The sequence below is a fragment of the uncultured Sphingomonas sp. genome (assembly GCF_934560975.1).
Lineage (GTDB): Bacteria > Pseudomonadota > Alphaproteobacteria > Sphingomonadales > Sphingomonadaceae > Sphingomonas_I.
In genome coordinates this window covers 1-20943 of record NZ_CAKTFO010000009.1, presented here as the reverse complement: position 1 = coordinate 20943, position 20943 = coordinate 1, and the positions used below count along the sequence as shown (strand labels likewise).

The following is a 20943-nucleotide window of genomic DNA, read 5'->3' as shown; positions in this document are numbered from 1 at the left end:
GCCCATTTCCGCCGGCGTGTGGTGAGCGCGCCGGCGTCGCACATCTTCTAGGAAGGACCTATTTGACCATGACGACTCCAGCTCCCGGCGCCGCCGCGGCAAATTCCAACCCCTACGGCTTGTTGGCCGCGCTCGAGCAGGGCGGCACCATTGCGTGGACCGTGTTCATCATCCTGGTGATCATGTCGGCCGCGTCCTGGTACATCATGTTCACGAAGCTGATCGAGCAGCAGAAGATCCTGAACCAGGCGAAGCGCGTCCGCACCAGCTTCTGGGGTACGCCGACCATCAAGGAAGGCGCCAACAAGCTTGAGCGCAACTCGGCCTATCGCCAGATCGTCGATGACGGCCTGCGCGCCCAGGACGAGCACACCCGCCTGATCGATCCGATCGACCAGCACGAATGGCTCGGCGGCTCGCTGTCGCGCAGCCAGGCTGCCGTGAACTCCAAGCTCGGCAACGGTCTGGCCGTGCTCGCGACGGTCGGTTCGACCGCGCCGTTCATCGGTCTGTTCGGTACCGTGATCGGCATCTATCGCGCGCTGATCAAGATCGGTGCGGCTGGCCAGGCGTCGATCGACGCGGTCGCCGGTCCGGTCGGTGAGGCTCTGATCATGACCGCGCTCGGCCTGGCCGTGGCCGTTCCGGCCGTGCTCGGCTACAACTGGCTGATCCGCCGCAACAAGGTCGTGGCCGAGCAGATCGGCAACTTCGCGACCGACCTGCACGGCTACCTGGTGTCGAACGGCGCCGTTCGCCCGCAGATCGCCGCGGTGAAGTCGGCTCCGACCCCGCCGCTGAAGACGGGTTCGGCTGCGGTTAACCCGAAGGCGTAAATAGGAAAGGCGGGCAGGGCCGTGGTCCTGCCCGCCGCTTCCACCGACAGGTGCCGCATGGTACCCGCCGCGAACAGACATAGGATATCCGCTCCATGGCGATGAGTGCCGGCCCCGCCGAGAACGACTCACCGATGTCGGACATCAACACGACGCCGCTCGTCGACGTCATGCTGGTGCTCCTCATCATCTTCCTGATCACCGTGCCGGTCGTGATCCAGACCGTTCCCGTCCGCCTGCCGAAGGTCGCGTTCGAGCCGACCACCAGCAAGCCCGAGAATGTGGTTCTGTCCGTCCGTGCCAGCCCGGCGGGCGAGTGCGAGGTTTACTGGGGCCAGACCCGCGTGACTGCCGAGGAACTGGTCGAGCGATCGGTCTCCAAGCTGAAGCTTGAGATCGACAAGCAGGGTGGCCCGAACGCCGCCGGCCTGGAACTGCCGGAAGTGCACATCCGCAGCGACATCGACACGCCGTGGCGCTGTGTGGGTGGTGCGATGACGAACGTGGCGCGTGCCGGCTTTGCCCGCGTCGGCTTCATCTCGCAGCCCGAGCCCGGTCAGTATCACGCCCCGCGCATCTGATAGCCGGCAACAGGAGTAACGCTTATGGCCATGAGTGCAGGCTCCGCCGAAGGCGAGCCGATGATGGACATCAACACGACGCCGCTGATCGACGTCATGCTGGTGCTGCTCATCATGTTCATCATCACCATTCCCGTGCAGACGCACGCGGTGAAGCTGGACCTTCCCCAGAACAACCAGAACAATGCGCCTCCGCCGATCCAGCCGGTGAAGAACGAGGTGCGGGTCGAGCCGACCAACCAGATCCTCTGGAACGGCTCGCCGATCGACCTGACCGTGCTGCGTCAGTATCTCGATCAGACCCAGACGATGAACCCGATCCCCGAGCTTCACCTGCGCCCCAACGCGCAGGCCCGCTATGAGCGCGTGGATGAGGTGCTGGCCGTGACCAAGCGCGCCAACGTCACCAAGATGGGCTTCATCGGCAACGAGGCCTATGCCGGTCTCTGACCTGCTAGCACCACGTTGAGATCGAAAGAGGCGGGTCCGAAAGGATCCGCCTCTTTTCGTATGGACCATTGGCGATCGTCTGCGGCATCGCACTGTCCCCGCAGGAAAAGCGCGCCTCCGCCGGACCGCTTTCCCCGACAATCATATTGTCGGGATATCGCGACAGTGCGGCCCGGCACATATGCGCCGCATGCCATTGCCCCATGGCCTCGGCAACTCGCAGCCTGATGAAACGGGAGTGCGGCCTTCGTCCCGGCTGGAACCGAACCGCGAATAGGCGCCGCATCTGGCTTGCAGGCGGCGGCGAGCTACTCGCGGCAGGGTCAGTAGCCGATGGTGGCGCAGATCCGGGGCGGAGGCGGATGATGGCGCGCACCATCGGCGTCGTCACAAACCCGCGGACTAGCCGGCTGATGCTATACGGCCGAGACTTTCTCATGCCACTGGCGGCGCGGCTCCGGGGAGGGGCGAGCAAGACGGCCTTGCCTCCGTGGCGTCATCACCAACCTGCGGGGTCGCGAGGGAGTGGGATGCCGGCGAAGCTCAGAGGTCCGCAGTCAGGGCAGAGTTGATCGCGATCGGCAGCACAATCGAGATCAATTGGCAGGCCGGTCGCAATCGCTTATCCGTGGGGGCGAGGGGATAAGAATTGCACATATGGCTTACTCCGGCGCTGCTGATGATCGGCGGCTATTTGCTCGGATCAATACCGTTCGGGGTGATCGTGACCCGCTTTGGCCAGGCGGCCGATCCGCGATCGATCGGGTCGGGCAATATCGGCGCCACCAACGTGCTGCGGACCGGCCGCAAGGGGCTGGCGGCGCTCACCCTGCTGCTAGATGGCGGCAAGGGCGCGGCCGCTGTCCTGATCGGCGCGGCGATCCTGCCATCGGGTGGGGTGCTGGCCGCTATCGGGGCATTCTTCGGCCATGTTTTCCCGATCTGGCTGCGCTTTCGCGGCGGCAAGGGCGTGGCGACGTTGCTCGGCATCGCGTTGGCGCTGCACTGGCCGACCGGGTTGGTCGCCCTGGTGGTGTGGCTGGGCGCGTTGGCGGCGATACGGGTGTCCTCGGTGGCGGGGATGAGCGCGGCGATCGCGATCCCGGTCGCGGCCGCCTATTTCTTCCGGCCGGACCTGACGCTGACCTTTCTCGCCTTCTCCCTGGTTGTGCTGTGGCGCCACCGCGTGAATATCGAGCGGCTGCTGCAGGGAACCGAGCCGCGCGTCGGCGCTCGCAGCGCTCCGTGACGTCGGCGAGCTTGGACGCGGACGCGATCGCGCGCCTGCGGCTGTTGCGCACCCACAAGATCGGGCCGGTCACCTTTCGGCAATTACTGGGCCGCTTCGGCACGGCGCAGGCGGCGCTGGACGCGCTGCCCGGTCTCGCCCGGCGCGGCGGCGGGGCTGCGCCCCCGATCGCGTCGGCGGCGGACGTCGAGCGGGAAGCGGCGGAGGTGGCCCGGCTCGGCGCGCGCTACCTGTTCATGGGCCGGCCGGATTATCCGCCTTTGCTGGCCGAGATCGACACCGCGCCGCCCGCATTGATGGTGATGGGCGATGCCACCCTGGCGCAGCGTCCCGCCATCGCCATCGTCGGCGCGCGCAACGCATCGGCGGCGGCGATCCGCTTCGCCCGCGCATTGGCGCATGACCTGGCACAGGCCGGTGTCACCGTGGTGTCGGGTCTGGCGCGCGGGATCGACACCGCCGCCCATGCCGGGTCGCTCGACGGCGGCACCATCGCGGTTATCGCCGGCGGGATCGACATCGTCTACCCGCCCGAAAATGACCGGCTGCAACAGGCGGTGGCGGAGCGCGGCCTGCTGGTGGCGGAGCAGCCGCCCGGCACCGAGCCTCGCGCGCGCCATTTCCCCTATCGCAACCGCATCATCGCCGGCCTGAGCGTGGGCACGGTAGTGGTGGAGGCCGCGCCGAGATCGGGATCGCTGATCACCGCGCGGCTGGCGGTGGAATGCGGGCGGGAGGTGATGGCCGTTCCGGGGTCGCCGCTCGACCCGCGCGCCCAGGGCTGCAACCAGCTGATCCGCGACGGCGCGACCCTGGTGCAGACCGCCGCCGACGTGCTCGACAGCCTGGCGCCGTTCGGCCACGCCCACGTCGCGGCGCCGCCCGCCGGCTATCGGGCCGGCGATGCCGCCGACGCCAGCGATGCCGATCGCCGGTTGGTGACCGGGCTGCTCGGCCCATCCCCGGCTCCGGCCGACGAGGTGATTCGTCTCTCCGGCCTCGTGCCGGCGGTCGTGCAGTTGGTATTTCTGGAGCTTGAGCTTGCCGGCCGGCTGGAACGTCATGCCGGCGGACGGGTCAGCCTGACCTGACGCATCGGGATGGTGAAGACGAGGCGGCTTGACGAATGGACCTCTCGCTCGCCACCCTCGCACACACACGCAAGGGATCCTATCTCCGCCTTATGAAGCTCGTCGTCGTCGAATCCCCCGCCAAAGCCAAGACCATCGAGAAGTATCTCGGCCCGGGTCACCGCGTCCTGGCGTCCTATGGTCACGTCCGCGATCTGCCGGCCAAGGACGGATCGGTGAACCCGGACGATGGCTTCGCGATGGAGTGGGAGCCCTATGCGGACAAGGCCAAGCAGCTGAAGGCCATCGCCGACGAGGCGAAGGGTGCCGATTCGCTGATCCTGGCGACCGATCCGGATCGCGAGGGTGAGGCGATCAGCTGGCACGTTCAGGAGGTGCTGAGGAAGCGCAAGGTCCTGCCCAAGGATGTGCGCCGCGTCACCTTCAACGCCATCACCAAGCCCGCCGTGCTGGACGCGATGGCCAATCCGCGTGAGCTGGACGAGGATCTGATCGACGCCTATCGGGCGCGCCGCGCGCTGGATTACCTGGTCGGCTTCACCCTCTCGCCGGTGTTGTGGCGCAAGCTGCCGGGCGCCAAGTCGGCCGGGCGCGTGCAGTCGGTGGCGCTGCGCCTGATCGTCGACCGCGAGCGCGAGATCGAGCAGTTCCGTGCACAGGAATATTGGTCGGTTTCGGCCGCGATGGAGCAGGACGGCGTGCCGTTCGCCGCCCGTCTGGTGCGCTGGAAGGGGCAGAAGCTCGACCGGCTGTCGATCGGCAATGGCGCGGATGCCGCCGCCGCCAAGGCGGACGTGGAGGCGGGCCGCTTCTCGGTCGTGAGCGTCGAGACCAAGCCGCTCACCCGCAACCCGCCGCCGCCGTTCACCACCTCCACCCTGCAGCAGGAGGCGGCGCGCAAGCTCGGCTTCTCCGCCAGCCATACGATGCGGGTGGCGCAGGACCTCTACGAGCAGGGCGCGATCACCTATATGCGCACCGACGGCGTGCAGATGGACCCCAGCGCCATCTCCGCCGCGCGGGCAGCGGTGGTGGAGCGGTATGACGGCGGCTACGTGCCCGATCAGCCGCGTCAGTACACCGCCAAGGCCAAGAATGCGCAGGAAGCGCACGAGGCGATCCGTCCGACCGAATTCTCGCGCGATCGCGCCGGATCGGGCGACCATGCCCGCTTGTACGAACTGGTGTGGAAGCGCGCGCTGGCCAGCCAGATGGCGTCGGCGCGGCTGGAACGGACCACCGTGGAACTGTCCGACGGCACCGGCCAGCATGTGCTGCGCGCCACCGGTCAGGTGGTGCTGTTCCCCGGCTATCTCGCTTTGTACGAGGAGGGGCGCGACGACGTCTCCGTCGGCGGCTCCGGCAAGCAGGGCGACGCGGGCGAGGATGAGGATTCACGTCGCCTGCCGCGGATGGGCGAGGGCGATGCCCCCGCCAGGAAGAGCGTCGCCGCCGAGCAGCATTTCACCCAGCCGCCGCCGCGTTATTCCGAAGCGTCGCTGGTCAAGAAGATGGAGGAGCTCGGCATCGGGCGCCCCTCCACCTATGCCGCGACCTTGCAGACGCTGAAGGACCGCGATTATGTGGTCCTGGAAAAGAACCGCTTCCTGCCGCAGGAGAGCGGGCGGCTGCTGACCAGCTTCCTGGAGCGGTTCTTCGACCGCTATGTCTCCTACGATTTCACCGCCGGGCTGGAGGAGGAGCTTGACGACGTGTCCGGCGGCCGCGCCGACTGGCAGAAGGTGCTGGAGGCGTTCTGGCGCGACTTCAAGCCCAAGACGGCCGAGGTCATGGAGCAGAAGCCGTCGGAGGTGACGGCGGCGTTGGATGAATTCCTGGCGCCCTATCTGTTCCCGGACAAGGGCGACGGCTCCGATCCCCGGCAATGCCCGAACTGCGGAGAGGGCAAGCTGGCGCTGCGCGGCGGCCGGTTCGGCGCATTCGTCGCCTGCTCCAACTATCCCGAATGCAAGTTCACCCGCCGCTTCGCGCAGGGCGGTGAGGCGACCGAGGCCGATGCGGGTCCGGCCGAACTCGGCACCGATCCCGCGACCGGCGAGGCGATCACGCGCCGCTCCGGCCGGTTCGGCGCCTATGTCCAGCTGGGCGACGGCAAGGACGCGAAGCGCGCCTCCATCCCCAAGGACGTGGGCGAACTGGATCTGGACTGGGCTGTGAAGCTGTTGTCCTTGCCGCGTGAAGTCGGCGCACATCCGGAATCGGGCAAGCCGATCACGGCCTCGATCGGGCGCTACGGCCCCTATCTGGCGCATGACGGCAAATATGCGCGGCTGACTTCCACCGCCGAGGTGTTCGAGACCGGCATGAACGCCGCCGTCGCCAAGCTGGCGGATGCGGCCAATGGCGGTGCCCGCGCCCGCGCCGCGTCGCGCGAGCCGCTCCAGCAATTCGCTGACAGCCCGGTCACGGGCAAGCCGGTGAAGGTGATGGAGGGGCGGTTCGGCCCCTATGTCACCGATGGCGAAACCAACGCCACCCTGCCCAAGGGCACCGATCCGGCGGGCCTGACGGTGGAGCAGGCGCTGGTGCTGCTGGAGGAGCGCGCCGCCAAGGGGCCGGCCAAGGGCAAGAAGAAGCCCGCGCGCAAGGCGGCCGCGAAACCGGCGGCGGCCAAGAGTACGGCGGCCAAGCCGACCAAGGCCAAGGCGACGAAAGCCAAAGCCGCCGAGGATTGAGGCCACCCGCACGCGGCCCGCTCCCTGCCTGGACAGGGGGGATGCCGGCCGTTGCGTGGCCGCGTTGCCCCGGAGCGGGACAGGGCCTAAGCAGCACGCCAGACAGAAAGACCCGGAGCAATATGCGCCTTTCCCGCTACTTCCTGCCCGTGATGAAGGAATCGCCGGCCGACGCCCAGATCGTCAGCCACAAGCTGATGCTGCGTGCGGGCCTGGTCCGCCAGCAGGCGGCCGGCATCTATGCCTGGCTGCCGCTCGGCCTGCGCGTGCTGCGCAAGATCGAGCGGATCGTGCGCGAGGAGCAGGACCGGTCCGGCGCGGTCGAACTGCTGATGCCGACCTTGCAGGCGGCCGACCTGTGGCGCCAGTCCGGTCGTTACGACGCTTATGGCCCGGAAATGCTGCGCATCACCGACCGGCATGAGCGCGAGATGCTGTACGGCCCGACCAACGAGGAGATGGTCACCGCCATTTTCCGCGACGCCGCGCGCTCCTATCGCGATCTGCCGCGCACGCTCTACCACATCCAGTGGAAGTTCCGGGACGAGGTGCGGCCGCGCTTCGGCGTGATGCGGGGGCGCGAGTTCCTGATGAAGGATGCCTATTCGTTCGACCTGAACGAAGCCGGCGCGCGCCACAGCTACAACCGGATGTTCGTGGCCTATCTCAACACCTTCGCGCGGATGGGGCTGCGCGCCATCCCGATGCAGGCGGATACCGGCCCGATCGGCGGCGACCTCAGCCATGAATTCATCGTGCTCGCCCCTACCGGCGAGAGCGACGTCTTCTACCATTCCAGTTGGGAGAAGCCGGCCGAGCTGTCGACCGTCGATTTCGACGATGTGGCCGGCCTGCAGGGCATCGTGTCGGGTTACACCGCCGATTATGCCGCCACCGACGAAAAGCGCGACGAAGCGCGGGAGGCCGATGCCGGAGACCAGCTGCGCCAGTCGCGCGGGGTCGAGGTGGGGCACATCTTCTACTTCGGCACCAAATATTCGGCACCCATGGGCCTCAAGATCCAGGGGCAGGATGGTGGTGAGGTGGTGCCGCACATGGGCAGCTACGGCATCGGGGTAAGCCGCCTGATGGGCGCGATCATCGAGGCGAGCCATGACGACAAGGGCATCGTCTGGCCGGACGCGGTTGCGCCTTATGCGGTCGGCCTGATCAACATGCGCGCCGACGACGCGGCCTGCACGGCGGCGGCGGACGCGCTTTATAAGGAGTTGCAGGCGGCGGGCGTCGAGGTGCTGTACGACGATCGCGACGAACGCGGCGGCGCCAAGTTCGCGACCATGGACCTGATCGGCCTGCCGTGGCAGATCGTGATCGGGCCCAAGGGGCTGGAAAAGGGCGTGGTCGAGCTGAAGCGTCGCGCGACCGGCGAGCGCGAGGAGCTTGCGCCGGCCGACGCGCTGGCAAAGGTGTCCGCCAAGTGATCCCATGCGCGCCCCGCGCCGGGGTGCGGGATCGGCTATGCTGACCCGCTACGAACGGACGGTGGCGCGGCGCTACCTCTGGCCCGGTAAGGGGGAGGGGATCATCGCCGTGGTGGCCGGCTTCTCGCTGCTCGGCGTGATGCTGGGCGTCGCGGCTCTGGTGATCGTGACCAGCGTGATGAACGGCTTCCGCGCGGAGCTGTTCGACAAGATCACCAGCCTGAACGGCCATGCCGTGGTGCAGGGCTATGACGGGCGGCTGCACGACTGGCGCCGGATCGAGGCGCTGGCCCGCGCGACGCCGGGCGTGACCCAGGTCACGCCCTTGATCGAACAGCCGCTGATGGGATCGACCCGGGGCCGCGTCGAGGGCGTGGTGCTGCGCGGCATGACCATGGCGTCGATCCGTGGTCCGGAGATTGCCGGCAATCTCGTCGCGGGCAATATCGGGGAGGTGACGCCGGGATCCAGCAATGTCGCCATCGGCGCGCGGCTGGCGGAGGCGCTGGGGGTCGGCATCGGGGGCGAGATCAGCCTGCTCAACCCGGCCGGGCAATCCACCCCGTTCGGCACCGTGCCGCGCATCGTCGCCTATCGGGTCGCGGCCGTGTTCGAAACCGGCGTCTACGATTATGACAACACCATGGTCGCCATGCCGATGGCGGATGCGCAGACCCTGCTGATGATGGGCGACGATGTCGGCACCATCAAGATCCAGACGGTGGATGCCGACCATGTCGACCGCATCCTCCGCTCGCTGCGCCAACAGGTGACCTCGGTCGGTCGCCTGAGCGACTGGCGCGAGATGAACGCGTCCTTGTTCCAGACGGTGGAGATCGAGCGGGTGATGATGTTCATCATCCTGTCGATCATCGTGGTGGTGGCGGCGTTCAACATCCTGTCGTCGCTGATCATGCTGGTCCGCGCCAAGACCCGCGACATCGCGATCCTGCGAACGATGGGCGCGACCCGATCGGCGCTGCTGCGCATCTTCGTGGCGATCGGCCTGTCGATCGGGGTGCTGGGCACGGCGGGCGGGCTGCTGTTGGGCATGATCTTCCTGTTCTTCCGCCAGCCGATCGTGAACCTGATCCAGCGGATCACGGGACAGAATTTGTGGGATCCCTCCATCCGCTTCCTGTCGGAGTTGCCGTCGCGCACCGATCCGTTCGAGATTACCCTGATCATCGTCATGACGTTGGTGCTGGCTTTTCTGTTCACCCTCTATCCCGCGCTGCGGGCGGCGAAGACCGATCCGGTGCAGGTGCTGCGTTATGAGTGAGGTGCTGGGTGTCGCGGGGCTGGCGCGGTCCTTCACGCAGGGCGGGCGCACCATCCATGTCCTGCGCGGCATCGACCTGGCGGTGCAGCCGGGCGAGATCGTGGCGCTGCTGGGGCCGTCCGGGTCGGGCAAGTCCACCTTGCTCCAGGCGGTCGGCCTGCTGGAAGGCGGGTTCGAGGGGCGCATCCGCATCGCGGGCGAGGAAGCGGCGCGGCTGGACGACAATGGCCGCACCCGGTTGCGGCGCGAGGCGCTGGGCTTCGTCTACCAGTTCCACCACCTGCTGCCCGACTTCACGGCGGAGGAGAATGTGACCCTGCCGCAGTTGATCCGGGGCCGCGATCCGGCCGAGGCGGAGCAGCGCGCACGGACCCTGCTGACCGCACTGGGCCTTGACCATCGGTTGGACCATCGCCCGGCGCAGCTGTCGGGCGGCGAGCAGCAGCGTGTGGCGGTCGCGCGCGCACTGGCGAACCGTCCGGCCCTGGTGCTGGCGGACGAACCTACCGGCAATCTGGACGAGGCGACCTCCGAACGCGTGCTCGACGCCTTCCTGGACTTGGTGCGGGGGCAGGGCGCGGCGGCGTTGGTGGCGACGCACAATGAACGTCTGGCGGCACGGATGGATCGAGTCGTGCGGTTGCACGAAGGGAAACTTGACGACACAAATTGTTACTGATCCGAATTGAAGGATTATTTACCCTGATCGGAGACAATCAGGGTCATGCAATGGCTGAAGCGCCTGTTCGCCGCGGAAAACGGCTCGATCGCCATCATGGGGGCGTTCTCCCTGCTGTCGGCATTCGGCATGTCCGCTTTGGCGGTCGAGGCGGGTAACGCCTACAGCATCAAGGTGCAGAACCAGCGCGTGGCGGATATCGCGGCGCTCGCGGCGGCGATGGCCTACAAGAACAACCCCACCGCCAATGTCATTACCGCCACCGCGCAGGATGTGGCGATCGCCAACGGACTGCCGCGCGCATCCACCACCGCCGCTTTGTCGTCCGACCAGTCGCAGGTGGTGGTGACGATCAACACCACCATGCCGCTGGTTATGGCGAAGATGATGACGACGCAGCTTGCCATCCCGCTGCAGAACCAGGCCACAGCATCGCTGGCCAAGGATGTGGGGTCGGCCTGCGTGGGGACCTTGTCCAACAATGTGCCATATGGGATCATCCTGTCAGGCGGCGCGAAGCTGAGCACGTCGGGCGGATGTTCGATCGGCACCAATGCCGGCATGTCGCTCGAATCCGGGGGCACGACCGTCACTGCGGCGCAGGTCGTCATCGGCAAGGACCTGAAGGGCCAGTCCAGCTGGATCACCACCAGCCCCAAGGCCGGCAACGTCCAGACCAGCCAGGGCGCCAAGACGACCGATCCGCTGGCGGACAATGCCAATATGGATGCGGCGTTCGCCAAGCTGGGGCAGTTCACGGCTCCGTACGTGATCCCGGTCAATTACTCCATGGATACCGGGAACGACTGGAATCTTACAAACGGCTCGCCCTTGCCGGCGGGTGTGACGCTCAGGGGCAATGTCTACACGGCGGCTCCCAATAAGGGTTCTGATCCGTATGCGATCCGAAACCTGACCATTGCTAATGACCGCAAGCTCGTATTCGACGGTTCCTCAACAGTCACCATAAGCGGAACGATCAAACTTGGGGGCGGTGTTGATTTCGGTAATTGCACATGCCTGATAAGACAGGATTTCTCGGCAGGGAGCACGCCGGTCATCCTGCGTCGGGGATCGTATACCTTTGGTGGCGATATTGTGCTCAGCCCGTCGATCGATATCGGGGTGGTTACCTTGTACGTCATCGGGTCGCTCACCACGCAAGGTGACGTGACAGCGGATGGCGGGAACCTCGTCGTCGCCGAGGGCATGTCGATCACATATACCACGTTCCAGTGGGGCCCCGGCAACGTCTTGCTTGGTCGCGATCCCGCCACTGGTCTGGGCCTGAAAGTCGGATCGGGGACCTTCATCACGGCCGGTGGCGGCTATTTCAGCTCGCAGGGTGCCCTGCAGACCGATGGTGGGTCGGAGGTGTCGATCGGGAATGCCGATATCCGCATCGGCAATGCCGGGTGCGGGAGCATGCCCAATGCGAACTGCAATTCCATCGTGGCGGGCGGAACGTCCCTGACCTTCGGCGACGGCCCGTTCAGCGCCAACGGCAATATCCGCATCAACAGCAGCGGCACGTTGACCCTTGGGGACGCGGCCACCCACTACATCAACGGTGATCTGGTCGCGACCGGATCGGTCAATTTCGGCACGGGGCTGTACGTCATCAACGGATCGCTGACGAACCGGACGTCGGGCACGATGAGGGGCACTGACGTCACGTTCGTGCTGAAGGACACGCTGAACCTGAGCGGCGGTGCGGGGTTGAGCGTGGCCGCGCCGACAAGCAACGCTGGCGGTGGCCTGACCAACATCGTCTTCGCCAGCCAGAGCAGCGCCGCCTCGGCGCTGTCGGGCGGGGCCACGGCAACCGTGTCGGGCGCCTTCTACATGCCGAATGCCAGCCTGACCCTGGGCGGGGGTGCGTCGATGGGCGGCGGGGGGCAGTGCCTGAGCTTCATCGTCAATGTGTTGACGCTGAGTGGCGGCACGACCGCCGCCTCCACCTGCACCAATCTGGCGACCAACAACGCGTCCGGCTCCGCGGCGGCGGGTGGCGGCAGTGCGGTCATCGCCCTGGTGCGATGATGAAGCACGGGTTCATCCGCCGGTTCCGGCGCAACGAACGCGGCGCGGCGGCAATCGAGTTCGCCATGCTGTCGCTGTTCTTCTTCAGCGTCGTCATCGTCGCGCTGGATTTCGCCGTCTACGTGCAGCAGAACTTGCGGCTCGGCCAGGCGGTGGAGCAGGGTGCGATCCTTGCGTTCAACACCCGCAATGCGCCGGTGCCGGCCGACATCGCCAATTTCGTGAGGGCAACCGCCGGACTGACCACCACCCCGACCGTCACCTGCAACAACGCAACGTGCCAGGGAATCAGTGACCGCACCGACACATCGTACCGCTGCATCGACGCGACCAGCGGCTTGATCCTGACGACGACCTACAAGAACGGCGCGACATGCGCGAGCGGAGGCAATGCGGGCTATTACCTGAGGATCGTCGCGACGCGCCCTTATGCGGCCGTGGTCGTGCCCAACAAATGGCTGGGCGGGACCACCATGACCCAGACGGTGGTGGTGCGCCTGCAATGACCGGGCCGCTGATCCGGGACGAACGAGGCAGCACGGTGACGGAGTTCGCCTTCGTCTGCCCGGTCTTTTTGATGTTCCTGTTCCTGATCCTCGACGGCGCGCGGGTGATGTTCGTCAAGCAGGAGGTGAACGGGCTGGCCGCCGACGTCGCCCGTTGCGCGGCGATCAAGGCCAGCGGCTGCACGAGTATCGATACGGCGAAAAGCTATGCCGTCGCCCTCGGCAATACGCGCCCGCAGATCGCGATCACCACGGCCAATGTCGACTTGGCGCTGACGACCGACACCGACAGAGCGAGGTGCGGCAATCTGGCGGGCATGATGCGCGCCACGATCACCGTGCCCTATGGCCGGGGTTCGATGACCCTGCTGCCGCAATCGGCGATGCCGAGCACGCTTGTCTCCACCTCCTGCTTCCCGGTGGCGGGCTGAGGCGCAATATCTGTGGATAGCTTGGCGGTCCGCCCTTTCGGGGCGGGGTAGGCGCGCATAGATAGGGTTATGGTCCAGCCTTTCGTGCCGCTTCGCATCCTGTCGGCCTTCACCATGCTGGAAGGCGCGATCGATCCCAAGGCGATCGCGGCGCAGGCCCGGAAGCTCGGCTTTCCCGCCGCCGCCATCGCCGACCGCAACGGCCTGTACGGGGCGATGGCGTTCAGCGAAGCCGCCAAGAAAGCGGGCGTGCAGCCGGTGATCGGCGCGCTGCTGGGCGTGGCGCGCCCGGGGGGCAGCGACGGGCGCGGCGGGCCGCAGATCGACTGGCTGCCGCTCTATGCCCAGGACGAGCGGGGCTATGACAATCTTTGCGCCCTGGTGTCGGCGGCGCATCTCGACCGACCGGCGCACGAAGACGCGCATGTGCTGCTCGATGCGCTGGCAAAGCGATCGGACGGGCTGATCGCACTGACCGGGGCGGGCGAGGGCGCGCTCGCCCGGCTGCTGGCGGAGGAGCAGCGGGAAGCGGCCGAACGCTATCTGGACCGGCTGGAGGCGCTGTTTCCTGGCCGGCTCTACATTGAACTCGCGCGGCGGGGCGAGGCGGTGGAGGAAGCGGCCGAGGACGCGCTGATCGACCTCGCCTATGCGCGTGACCTGCCGCTGGTGGCGACCAACCCGGCCTGCTTCGCCGAACCCGATTTCCATCCCGCGCACGACGTCATGCTGTGCATCGCCAGCTCCTCCTACCTGGAGGTGGAGGAGCGGGTGCGGTCCTCGTGCGAGGCGTGGATCAAGCCGGCCGAAGTGATGGGCGAACTGTTCGCGGACCTGCCCGAGGCGATGGCCAACACCCTGGTGGTGGCGCAACGCTGTGCGGTGGCGGCCCCGAGCCGCAAGCCGATCCTGCCCAGCCTGGCCGGCGACCGCGAGGGCGAGGCGGCGATGCTGCGGCGCGACGCGGCGGCGGGGCTGGAGGCGCGGCTCGACAAGCTGGAGATGCCGGAAAGCGGGCGCGGGCCCTATCGCGAGCGGCTGACGTTCGAGCTGGACGTGATCGTCCAGATGGGCTTCCCCGGTTACTTCCTGATCGTGGCCGACTTCATCAAATGGGCCAAGGATCATGACATTCCGGTGGGGCCGGGCCGCGGTTCTGGCGCGGGTTCGGCGGTGGCGTGGGCGCTGACCATCACCGATCTCGACCCATTGCAGCTGGGCCTGCTGTTTGAACGCTTCCTCAATCCGGAACGCGTGTCGATGCCCGACTTCGACATCGATTTCTGCGAAACCCGGCGTGGCGAGGTGATCAGCTACGTCCAGCAGAAATATGGCGCGGACCATGTGGCGCAGATCATCACCTTCGGGCGGCTGAAGGCGCGGGCCGTGCTGAAGGATACGGGCCGCGTGCTGCAGATGAGCTATGGCCATGTCGACCGGCTGGCCAAGCTGGTGCCCAACCACCCGACCGATCCGTGGACGCTGGATCGCGCGATCAACGGCGTCAGCGAGCTTGCCGGCGAGGTGAAGACCGACAAGCAGGTCAAGCGCCTGTTCGACTTGGCCATGAAGCTGGAGGGCCTGCCGCGCCACAGCTCCACCCATGCGGCCGGCGTGGTGATCGGCGATCGGCCGCTCGACCAGCTCGTCCCGCTGTATCGCGATCCGCGTTCGGACTTCCCCGTCACCCAGTTCGACATGAAATATGTCGAGGGCGCGGGGCTGGTGAAGTTCGACTTCCTCGGCCTCAAGACCCTGTCGGTGCTGCAAAAGGCGGCGCAGTTCCTGGGGCAGCGCGGCGTGGAGGTCGACCTCGGCGCGCTGGTCCTCGACGATCCGGCGGTGTACCAGTTGCTCCAGAAGGGCGACACGGTCGGCGTGTTCCAGCTGGAATCCGAAGGGATGCGGCGCACCCTGTCGGCGGTACGCCCGACCAATTTCGGGGACATCATCGCGCTGGTGTCGCTCTACCGGCCGGGGCCGATGGACAACATCCCGCTGTTCGGCGACCGCAAGAACGGCCGGGTCGGCATCGAATATCCTCATCCTTTGCTGGAAGGGATCCTGTCCGAAACCTGCGGCATCTTCGTCTATCAGGAACAGGTGATGCAGGCCGCGCAGATCCTGGCCGGCTATTCGCTGGGCGAGGCCGACCTGTTGCGCCGCGCGATGGGCAAGAAGATCAAGGCGGAGATGGACGCGCAGCGCCTGCGCTTCGTGGAAGGCTGCGCCAAGCAGGACATTCTTGCCGAGAAGGCGAACGAACTGTTCGACTTGATCGACAAGTTCGCGGGCTATGGCTTCAACAAGAGCCACGCGGCGGCTTATGCCTTGCTGGCCTACCAGACGGCGTGGCTGAAGGCGCATCACAAGCCCGAATTCTTTGCCGCCTCCATGTGTTACGACATCAGCCTGACGGACAAGCTGTGCATCTGGGCGGATGACATGCGGCGGTCAGGTGTGACCCTGCTGTCGCCCGACATCAACCGATCGGTCGCTGAATTCGCGGTCGAGGATGGCGGCGTGCGCTACGCCCTCGGCGCGCTGAAGGGCGTGGGCGAGAAGGCGATGGAATTGCTGGTCGAGGAGCGAACCCGCGCCGGCGCGTTCAAAAGCCTGGACGACCTGGCCGACCGGATCGACCCGCGCCTGATCAACCGCCGTCAGCTGGAAAGCCTGGCGTCGGGCGGGGCGTTCGACACGCTCTCGCCCGAACGGGCGGCGGTGTTCGCGGCGGCGGAGACGATCCTGGCCCATGCCGCCAGCGCGCATGACGCACGCACCAGCGGGCAGGGCGGGCTGTTCGGGGAGGCGACGGGCGGCGGCGCGGCCCCGATCCGGCTGCCGCGCGACGCCCGCTGGTCGGTGGCGGAGCGGATGACGCAGGAGAAGGAGGCGTTCGGCTTCTACTTCTCGGCGCATCCCACCGACCGCTATCGCCACCTCGCACAGGGGGAGGGCGTGCGCACGTTGGAACAACTGAGCCAGATGGCGGCGCCGTCCGGCGAACCCGAGCGGGACGAACGCGGTCGCCCGCTGCCGCGCGCGACGATGCGGATGGCGGCTCTGGTGGAGGAGGCGCGCTGGCGCACGTCGGCGCGGGGCAATCGCTACCTGCTCGCCACCTGTTCGGATGCGTCGGGGCAGTTCATGGCGTCGAGCTTCGACGACGAAGCGTCGGAAGCGATGGAGCAGGCCGCCCGCACCGGCGACTGCATGCTGCTGTCGGTCGAGGTGGACAAGCGCCCGGGCGAGGAAACGCCGCGCATCACCGTGCGCGCGGCCAAGCCGCTCGACGGGATGACGGTGAATACCCGCCTCAGGATGGAGATCACGCTGGCGGACGAGGCGGCGTTGGCGGCGCTGGCCGCGACGCTGGAGGGCGCGCGCGGCGCGGGCCGGGGCGAGGTGCGCCTGATCGTGCCGGCGGGCCTGGCGACCGCGACGTTGCGGGTCGGGCGGGACTTCCGGCTCGACGGCGAGATGGTGGAGGCGATCGAGCGCGTGCCGGGCGTGGCGGCGGTGGCGCTGGAGCCGCTCGACCCGCCGCGCCTTGCGCTGGTGGGGTGAGCCCGCGGCGGGCGCTTGCCTGACGATACGGACCGCATCAGCATCAGAATAGCCGCAGCTGGTCGCCCTGCGGCGGCTGGAACAGGTCGGTACGCAGGGTCAGGCGCTCGCGGTTGAGGCCGAGCTTGCGGCAGGCGACGGCGAAGCGGGTGCGGAGCAGGTCGGCCCAGGGCCCTTGCCCCTTCATCCGCGAGAAGAAATCCGGATCATTGTCCTTTCCGCCGCGAATGGACCGGATCGTCGCCATCACCTTGGCCGCGCGATCGGGATGGTGCGTGTCCAGCCAGGCGCGGAACAGGGGCGCGACCTCGTGCGGCAGGCGGACGGGAAGGAAAAAGGCACCGCGCGCACCGGCATCGCGCGCCGCCTCCAGGATATGTTCCAGCTCATGGTCGGTGATCTGCGGCACGACCGGCGCGATGCTGACGAACACCGCCACGCCGGCGTCGCTCAATACCCGCACGGCGGCGAGGCGCTTGCGCGGATGGGGACAGCGCGGCTCCAGCGTGCGGGCGGTCGCCGGATCGATGGTGGGGACGGACAGGACCACGGCGGCCAGCCCGCGCGCCGCCATCGGGGCGATCAGGTCGATGTCGCGCACCACCCGGTCGGACTTGGTGGTGATGGTGAAGGGGTGGCTGCATTCGACCAGCAGCTCCAGGCAGGCGCGGGTGATGCGCCACTCGCCCTCGATCGGCTGATAGGGATCGGTGTTGGTGCCGAAGGCGATCGGTTTGGGCGCATAATCGCGGGCGGCGAGTTCCGCGCGCAGCAGCCCGGGCGCATCGGGCTTGGCGAACAAGCGCGTCTCGAAATCCAGGCCGGGCGAGAGATCGTGATAGGCGTGGGTCGGCCGCGCGAAGCAGTAGATGCAGCCATGCTCGCAGCCGCGATAGGGATTGACCGAGCGGTCGAACGGCACGTCGGGCGAGGCGTTGCGGGTGAGGATGGTGCGGGGGCGTTCGACCGTTACCGCAGTACGGAGCGGCGGCGGGGCGCCATCCACCACATCGCGATCGTCCAGCCAATCGCCGTCCGCCTCGCGCGGGCGCAGGTTGAAGCGCGTCGAAGTGGCGTTGAGCGTCGCGCCGCGTCCGTGATGAGGCCGAGTCATGCCTGGCAGGGTAGCAGCACGATCGGAACATACAAGGAACAAAACTTGACATTCCCGCTTCGCTCCGCTAAACGGACCGGGTCGCGAACGGTGGTGGGGGAACAGCCATGTCGAAGATCGTGCCGAACATGCGGCCGCGCCTGAGCTATTCGGCGCTGATGACACGGCTGGAGCCGCTGGGCCTGTCGGCAGACAGCGACCCGTTGTTCGCGGTGGGGATGCGCGGTTACTACAAGGCCAGCATGGGTGCGCCGGGGGCGAATGACCGGGGGATCTATGACGACGCGATATTCCTGGTCAGCCACGGCTTCTTCGGGGCATATAACGGCAATACCGACCCGTCTGGACGGCGGGTGGGCACGGGCTTCGCGGTCAAGGGGCGGGGCATGGCGCGGCTGCAGCCCGGGCTGCACCGGGTGCATCGGCTCGACCTGCACAACGGCAAATATCTGGCGCTCTGCCAGCGCGGCGGGCCACTGACGGTGATGCGCGACGGCAACCCGGATTATCCGCATACGGGCATGTTCGGGATCAACATCCACCGCGGTTCGGCCAATGCGACCTCAAGCCTGGGATGCCAGACGATCCATCCGACGCAATGGGACGGGTTCATCGCCTCCGCCGTGGATCAGGCGAAACGCTGCCACGGGGCGCGGTGGAACAAGGTGGATATTCCCTATGCGCTGCTGGAGGCATGAGGGGTGTTTGCTGCGCTGGCGGTGGCGAATGTGGTGGCCCGAGCGGCGTCTTGGTGGTGATGATACGGCGGAGCGGGGGCCGGGACGGATCGGCGGAATACGGCGGCGGGATTTTGAGGGCTGGCGTGCTTGCCGGTGGGTGCAAGTCGCGGCGTGGGTTCCCCCATCACCCCGACCCTCTCCTTGCGGGGAGAGGGAGAGGTTTTCCCTCAAGCGAGGGGCCGTGTTGCTGAGGAAGGTCGCTCTCGGGCGGGTGCCGGGCGATCAGCGTTCCTGGAGGCGCGGCATCAGTTCGACGAAGTTGCAGGGGCGGTGGCGGCTGTCGAGCTGGGTAGAGAGGATGCCGTCCCACCCGTCCTTCACCGCGCCGGTGGAGCCGGGGAGCGCGAACAGGTAGGTGCCGCGCGCCACGGCGGCGGTGGCGCGGGACTGGATGGTGGAGGTGCCGATCGTCTGGAAGCTGAGCCAGCGGAACAGTTCGCCGAAGCCCTCAATCTCCTTGTCTCGGACGCGGGCAAAGGCTTCGGGTGTGATGTCGCGGCCGGTCACGCCGGTGCCGCCGGTGGTGATGATGCAATCCACCTGTGGATCGTCGATCCAGCGGTGAAGCTGGGCGACGATGCCGTCAATGTCGTCGCGCAGTATGTGGCGGGCGGCGAGGATGTGACCGGCGGTGGCCAGCCGCTCGACCAGTGCGTCGCCGGACCGGTCCTCCGCAAGCGTGCGGGTGTCGGAAACGGTCAGGACGGCGATGCGGACCGGCAGGAACACCGCATTGTGATCGATCGCCATGGGTCAGTTCAGGCCTGGCGCGGCGACCGGCACGGCCGGCTGGGCGACCTGTTGCGCCAGCTGCTGCGCCACTGCCTGAGATTGGCGGGGAAAAAGCGGCCACTTGCCCTGGACGATGGCGGCGAGGCTGGTCGCCGGCACGCCGATGCGATGCTGGTAGATCCAGTAATTGCGCAGCACGATCGCGACATAGCCGCGTGTTTCCGCATAAGGAATGGACTCGATGAACAGCAGGGGATCGTTGGCGGCGGCGGGGAACAGGCCCCAGCGGGCCACGGCATTGGGGCCGGCATTGTAGGCGGCGATCACCTTTGGCAGCAATCCGCCGGTGGTGCCGCTGCCGGCCAGCTCCTCCAGATAGGATTGGCCATATTCGAAGTTGAGCGCGGGATCGGCCAGTTGCTGGATGGTCTGGGGCGCATCGCCGCGATGGCGCGCGACCAGTTGCGCGGTGGCGGGCATCAGCTGCATCAGGCCGCGCGCACCGGCCGGGCTGATCGCGCCGGTGCGGAACTCCGATTCCTGCAAGGCGTGGGCGAGCATCAGCGCCCGATCCACCCGCCAGCCACCGCGCGGGCTCCAGTCGGGCAGGGGATAACGCGCCGCCAGGGTGAGGCGCGTGCCGGCGGGCGCATTCTGGGTCAGCCACACCTGAGTGTCGGGCAGGCGCAGCGCGGCGGCCAAGGCAATCAGGGCGCCATGTTCGGCCGGCACGCCGATCCGTGCCTGGCGCCGGATCAGCGCATCGGCGGCGTCGCTTTCGCCGATTTCCGCCAGCGCGGCGGCGGCACGCAGTCCGGGACGGCGAAGCGCCACCGCCATCTGATCCATCTGCGGCGCATCCAGCACCCACGGGCGGCCCAGGGCGGCCGAGGCGAGCAGGCCGTAGAAGGTCTCGCTGCGTGCGGCGGCGGTCTGCAGCTGGAGGCTGGCGTGGGCGGCATCGCCCAAGGCGGTGTAGCTGCGGCCCGCCCAGAAGCGGCCGGCGGCGGCGGTCTCGCTGTCGCCGGCGTTGGAGGCGACCCGGGTAAAGGCCGTCACCGCATCGGCATAGGCACCGGAGCGATAGGCGGCGAGGCCGTTGACCCACGCCGCGTCGACCGACCAGTCGCCCGCGCCGAACTGCGCCACGGTCGCGACCCGGCGCGCCGAGGCATCGTCACCGGCCTGGTAATAAGCCCAGGCGAGACGGTGACGCCACTCGGTCAATCCCTCGGGCGAGAGCGCGGTGGCGGCGGCCTCGATCAAGGGTTCGGCGGCGGCGGGGGTGCCGTCGCGCAGCAGCGGGCGGGCGGTGCGTTCGAGGCCGGCATCGGCGGGCGTGGCGCGGGTCGGCGGACGCTTGCTTGGGCCGCCCAGGCGCACCAGCCGCCGCTCGACCGGCAGCGATGGCAGGCCGACCATGCCCTTGGCGCTGGCGAGGCGGGCGAGCAGGGGCGCTTCGGGCAGGCCGGGCTGGGCCACCAGCAAGGCGGCGATCGCG

At 67.6% G+C, this 20943-nt stretch carries 17 protein-coding genes; 14 read left to right on the top strand and 3 right to left on the bottom strand.

Annotated elements, in window-relative coordinates:
* Window positions 1–68 precede the first annotated feature (68 nt).
* The 13 genes from Q0D93_RS07930 to dnaE all read left to right on the top strand — a co-directional run bounded on the left by Q0D93_RS07930 (window position 69) and on the right by dnaE (window position 16856).
* A complete protein-coding gene (locus Q0D93_RS07930; protein ID WP_294392830.1) occupies window positions 69–836 on the top strand; it encodes a MotA/TolQ/ExbB proton channel family protein in 768 nt (255 codons plus the stop codon).
* 95 nt (window positions 837–931) lie between these two features.
* Window positions 932–1417, top strand: coding sequence for a biopolymer transporter ExbD (locus tag Q0D93_RS07925; RefSeq protein WP_294392690.1), 486 nt, complete (start codon window positions 932–934; stop codon window positions 1415–1417).
* Between the two features lie 24 nt (window positions 1418–1441).
* Window positions 1442–1867, top strand: a complete 426-nt coding sequence (locus Q0D93_RS07920; protein WP_294392688.1) for a biopolymer transporter ExbD — start codon at window positions 1442–1444, stop codon at window positions 1865–1867.
* Window positions 1868–2516: 649 nt separating this feature from the next.
* Window positions 2517–3116: a glycerol-3-phosphate 1-O-acyltransferase PlsY gene (gene plsY / locus Q0D93_RS07915; protein WP_366510265.1), complete on the top strand. Its 600-nt coding sequence runs from the start codon at window positions 2517–2519 to the stop codon at window positions 3114–3116.
* The gene (gene dprA, locus Q0D93_RS07910; protein ID WP_294392687.1) at window positions 3113–4207 is read left to right on the top strand and encodes a DNA-processing protein DprA; all 1095 of its coding nucleotides are present in this window, start codon (window positions 3113–3115) and stop codon (window positions 4205–4207) included. Before plsY ends, dprA begins: the two co-directional genes overlap by 4 nt.
* Window positions 4208–4299: 92 nt before the next feature.
* Entirely contained in the window at window positions 4300–6903 is a 2604-nt protein-coding gene (topA, locus tag Q0D93_RS07905; protein ID WP_294392686.1) for a type I DNA topoisomerase, read from the top strand.
* 122 nt (window positions 6904–7025) lie between these two features.
* Window positions 7026–8345 (top strand): proline--tRNA ligase, encoded by a 1320-nt coding sequence (proS, locus tag Q0D93_RS07900; RefSeq protein WP_294392684.1) that lies wholly within the window; start codon window positions 7026–7028, stop codon window positions 8343–8345.
* Window positions 8346–8349: 4 nt separating this feature from the next.
* Window positions 8350–9627 (top strand): lipoprotein-releasing ABC transporter permease subunit, encoded by a 1278-nt coding sequence (locus Q0D93_RS07895; RefSeq protein ID WP_294392682.1) that lies wholly within the window; start codon window positions 8350–8352, stop codon window positions 9625–9627.
* A complete protein-coding gene (locus Q0D93_RS07890) occupies window positions 9620–10306 on the top strand; it encodes an ABC transporter ATP-binding protein (RefSeq protein ID WP_294392680.1) in 687 nt (228 codons plus the stop codon). Before Q0D93_RS07895 ends, Q0D93_RS07890 begins: the two co-directional genes overlap by 8 nt.
* A 45-nt stretch (window positions 10307–10351) precedes the next feature.
* Window positions 10352–12349: a pilus assembly protein TadG-related protein gene (locus Q0D93_RS07885; RefSeq protein ID WP_294392678.1), complete on the top strand. Its 1998-nt coding sequence runs from the start codon at window positions 10352–10354 to the stop codon at window positions 12347–12349.
* Window positions 12349–12855 carry a TadE/TadG family type IV pilus assembly protein gene (locus Q0D93_RS07880; RefSeq protein ID WP_294392676.1) on the top strand — a complete coding sequence of 169 codons (507 nt, stop codon included), beginning with the start codon at window positions 12349–12351 and terminating at the stop codon, window positions 12853–12855. The genes Q0D93_RS07885 and Q0D93_RS07880 overlap by 1 nt, the downstream gene beginning before the upstream one ends.
* A complete protein-coding gene (locus Q0D93_RS07875) occupies window positions 12852–13286 on the top strand; it encodes a TadE/TadG family type IV pilus assembly protein (protein ID WP_294392674.1) in 435 nt (144 codons plus the stop codon). Before Q0D93_RS07880 ends, Q0D93_RS07875 begins: the two co-directional genes overlap by 4 nt.
* A gap of 69 nt (window positions 13287–13355) precedes the next feature.
* A complete protein-coding gene (gene dnaE, locus Q0D93_RS07870; RefSeq protein WP_294392673.1) occupies window positions 13356–16856 on the top strand; it encodes a DNA polymerase III subunit alpha in 3501 nt (1166 codons plus the stop codon).
* Window positions 16857–16899: 43 nt separating this feature from the next.
* Here dnaE and Q0D93_RS07865 read toward each other — a convergent pair whose 3' ends face one another.
* A complete protein-coding gene (locus Q0D93_RS07865; protein ID WP_294392671.1) occupies window positions 16900–17970 on the bottom strand; it encodes a PA0069 family radical SAM protein in 1071 nt (356 codons plus the stop codon).
* A 107-nt stretch (window positions 17971–18077) separates the two neighbouring features.
* On the opposite strand from Q0D93_RS07865, the gene Q0D93_RS07860 reads away from it, so the two are divergent.
* Complete coding sequence (locus Q0D93_RS07860; protein WP_294392669.1) at window positions 18078–18668, top strand: hypothetical protein; 591 nt, start codon at window positions 18078–18080, stop codon at window positions 18666–18668.
* Window positions 18669–18932: 264 nt separating this feature from the next.
* Here Q0D93_RS07860 and moaB read toward each other — a convergent pair whose 3' ends face one another.
* Complete coding sequence (gene moaB, locus Q0D93_RS07855) at window positions 18933–19460, bottom strand: molybdenum cofactor biosynthesis protein B (protein ID WP_294392667.1); 528 nt, start codon at window positions 19458–19460, stop codon at window positions 18933–18935.
* A 3-nt stretch (window positions 19461–19463) separates the two neighbouring features.
* Window positions 19464–20943 (bottom strand): transglycosylase SLT domain-containing protein (locus Q0D93_RS07850; RefSeq protein WP_294392665.1); only part of this gene is annotated, 1480 nt, incomplete at its 5' end.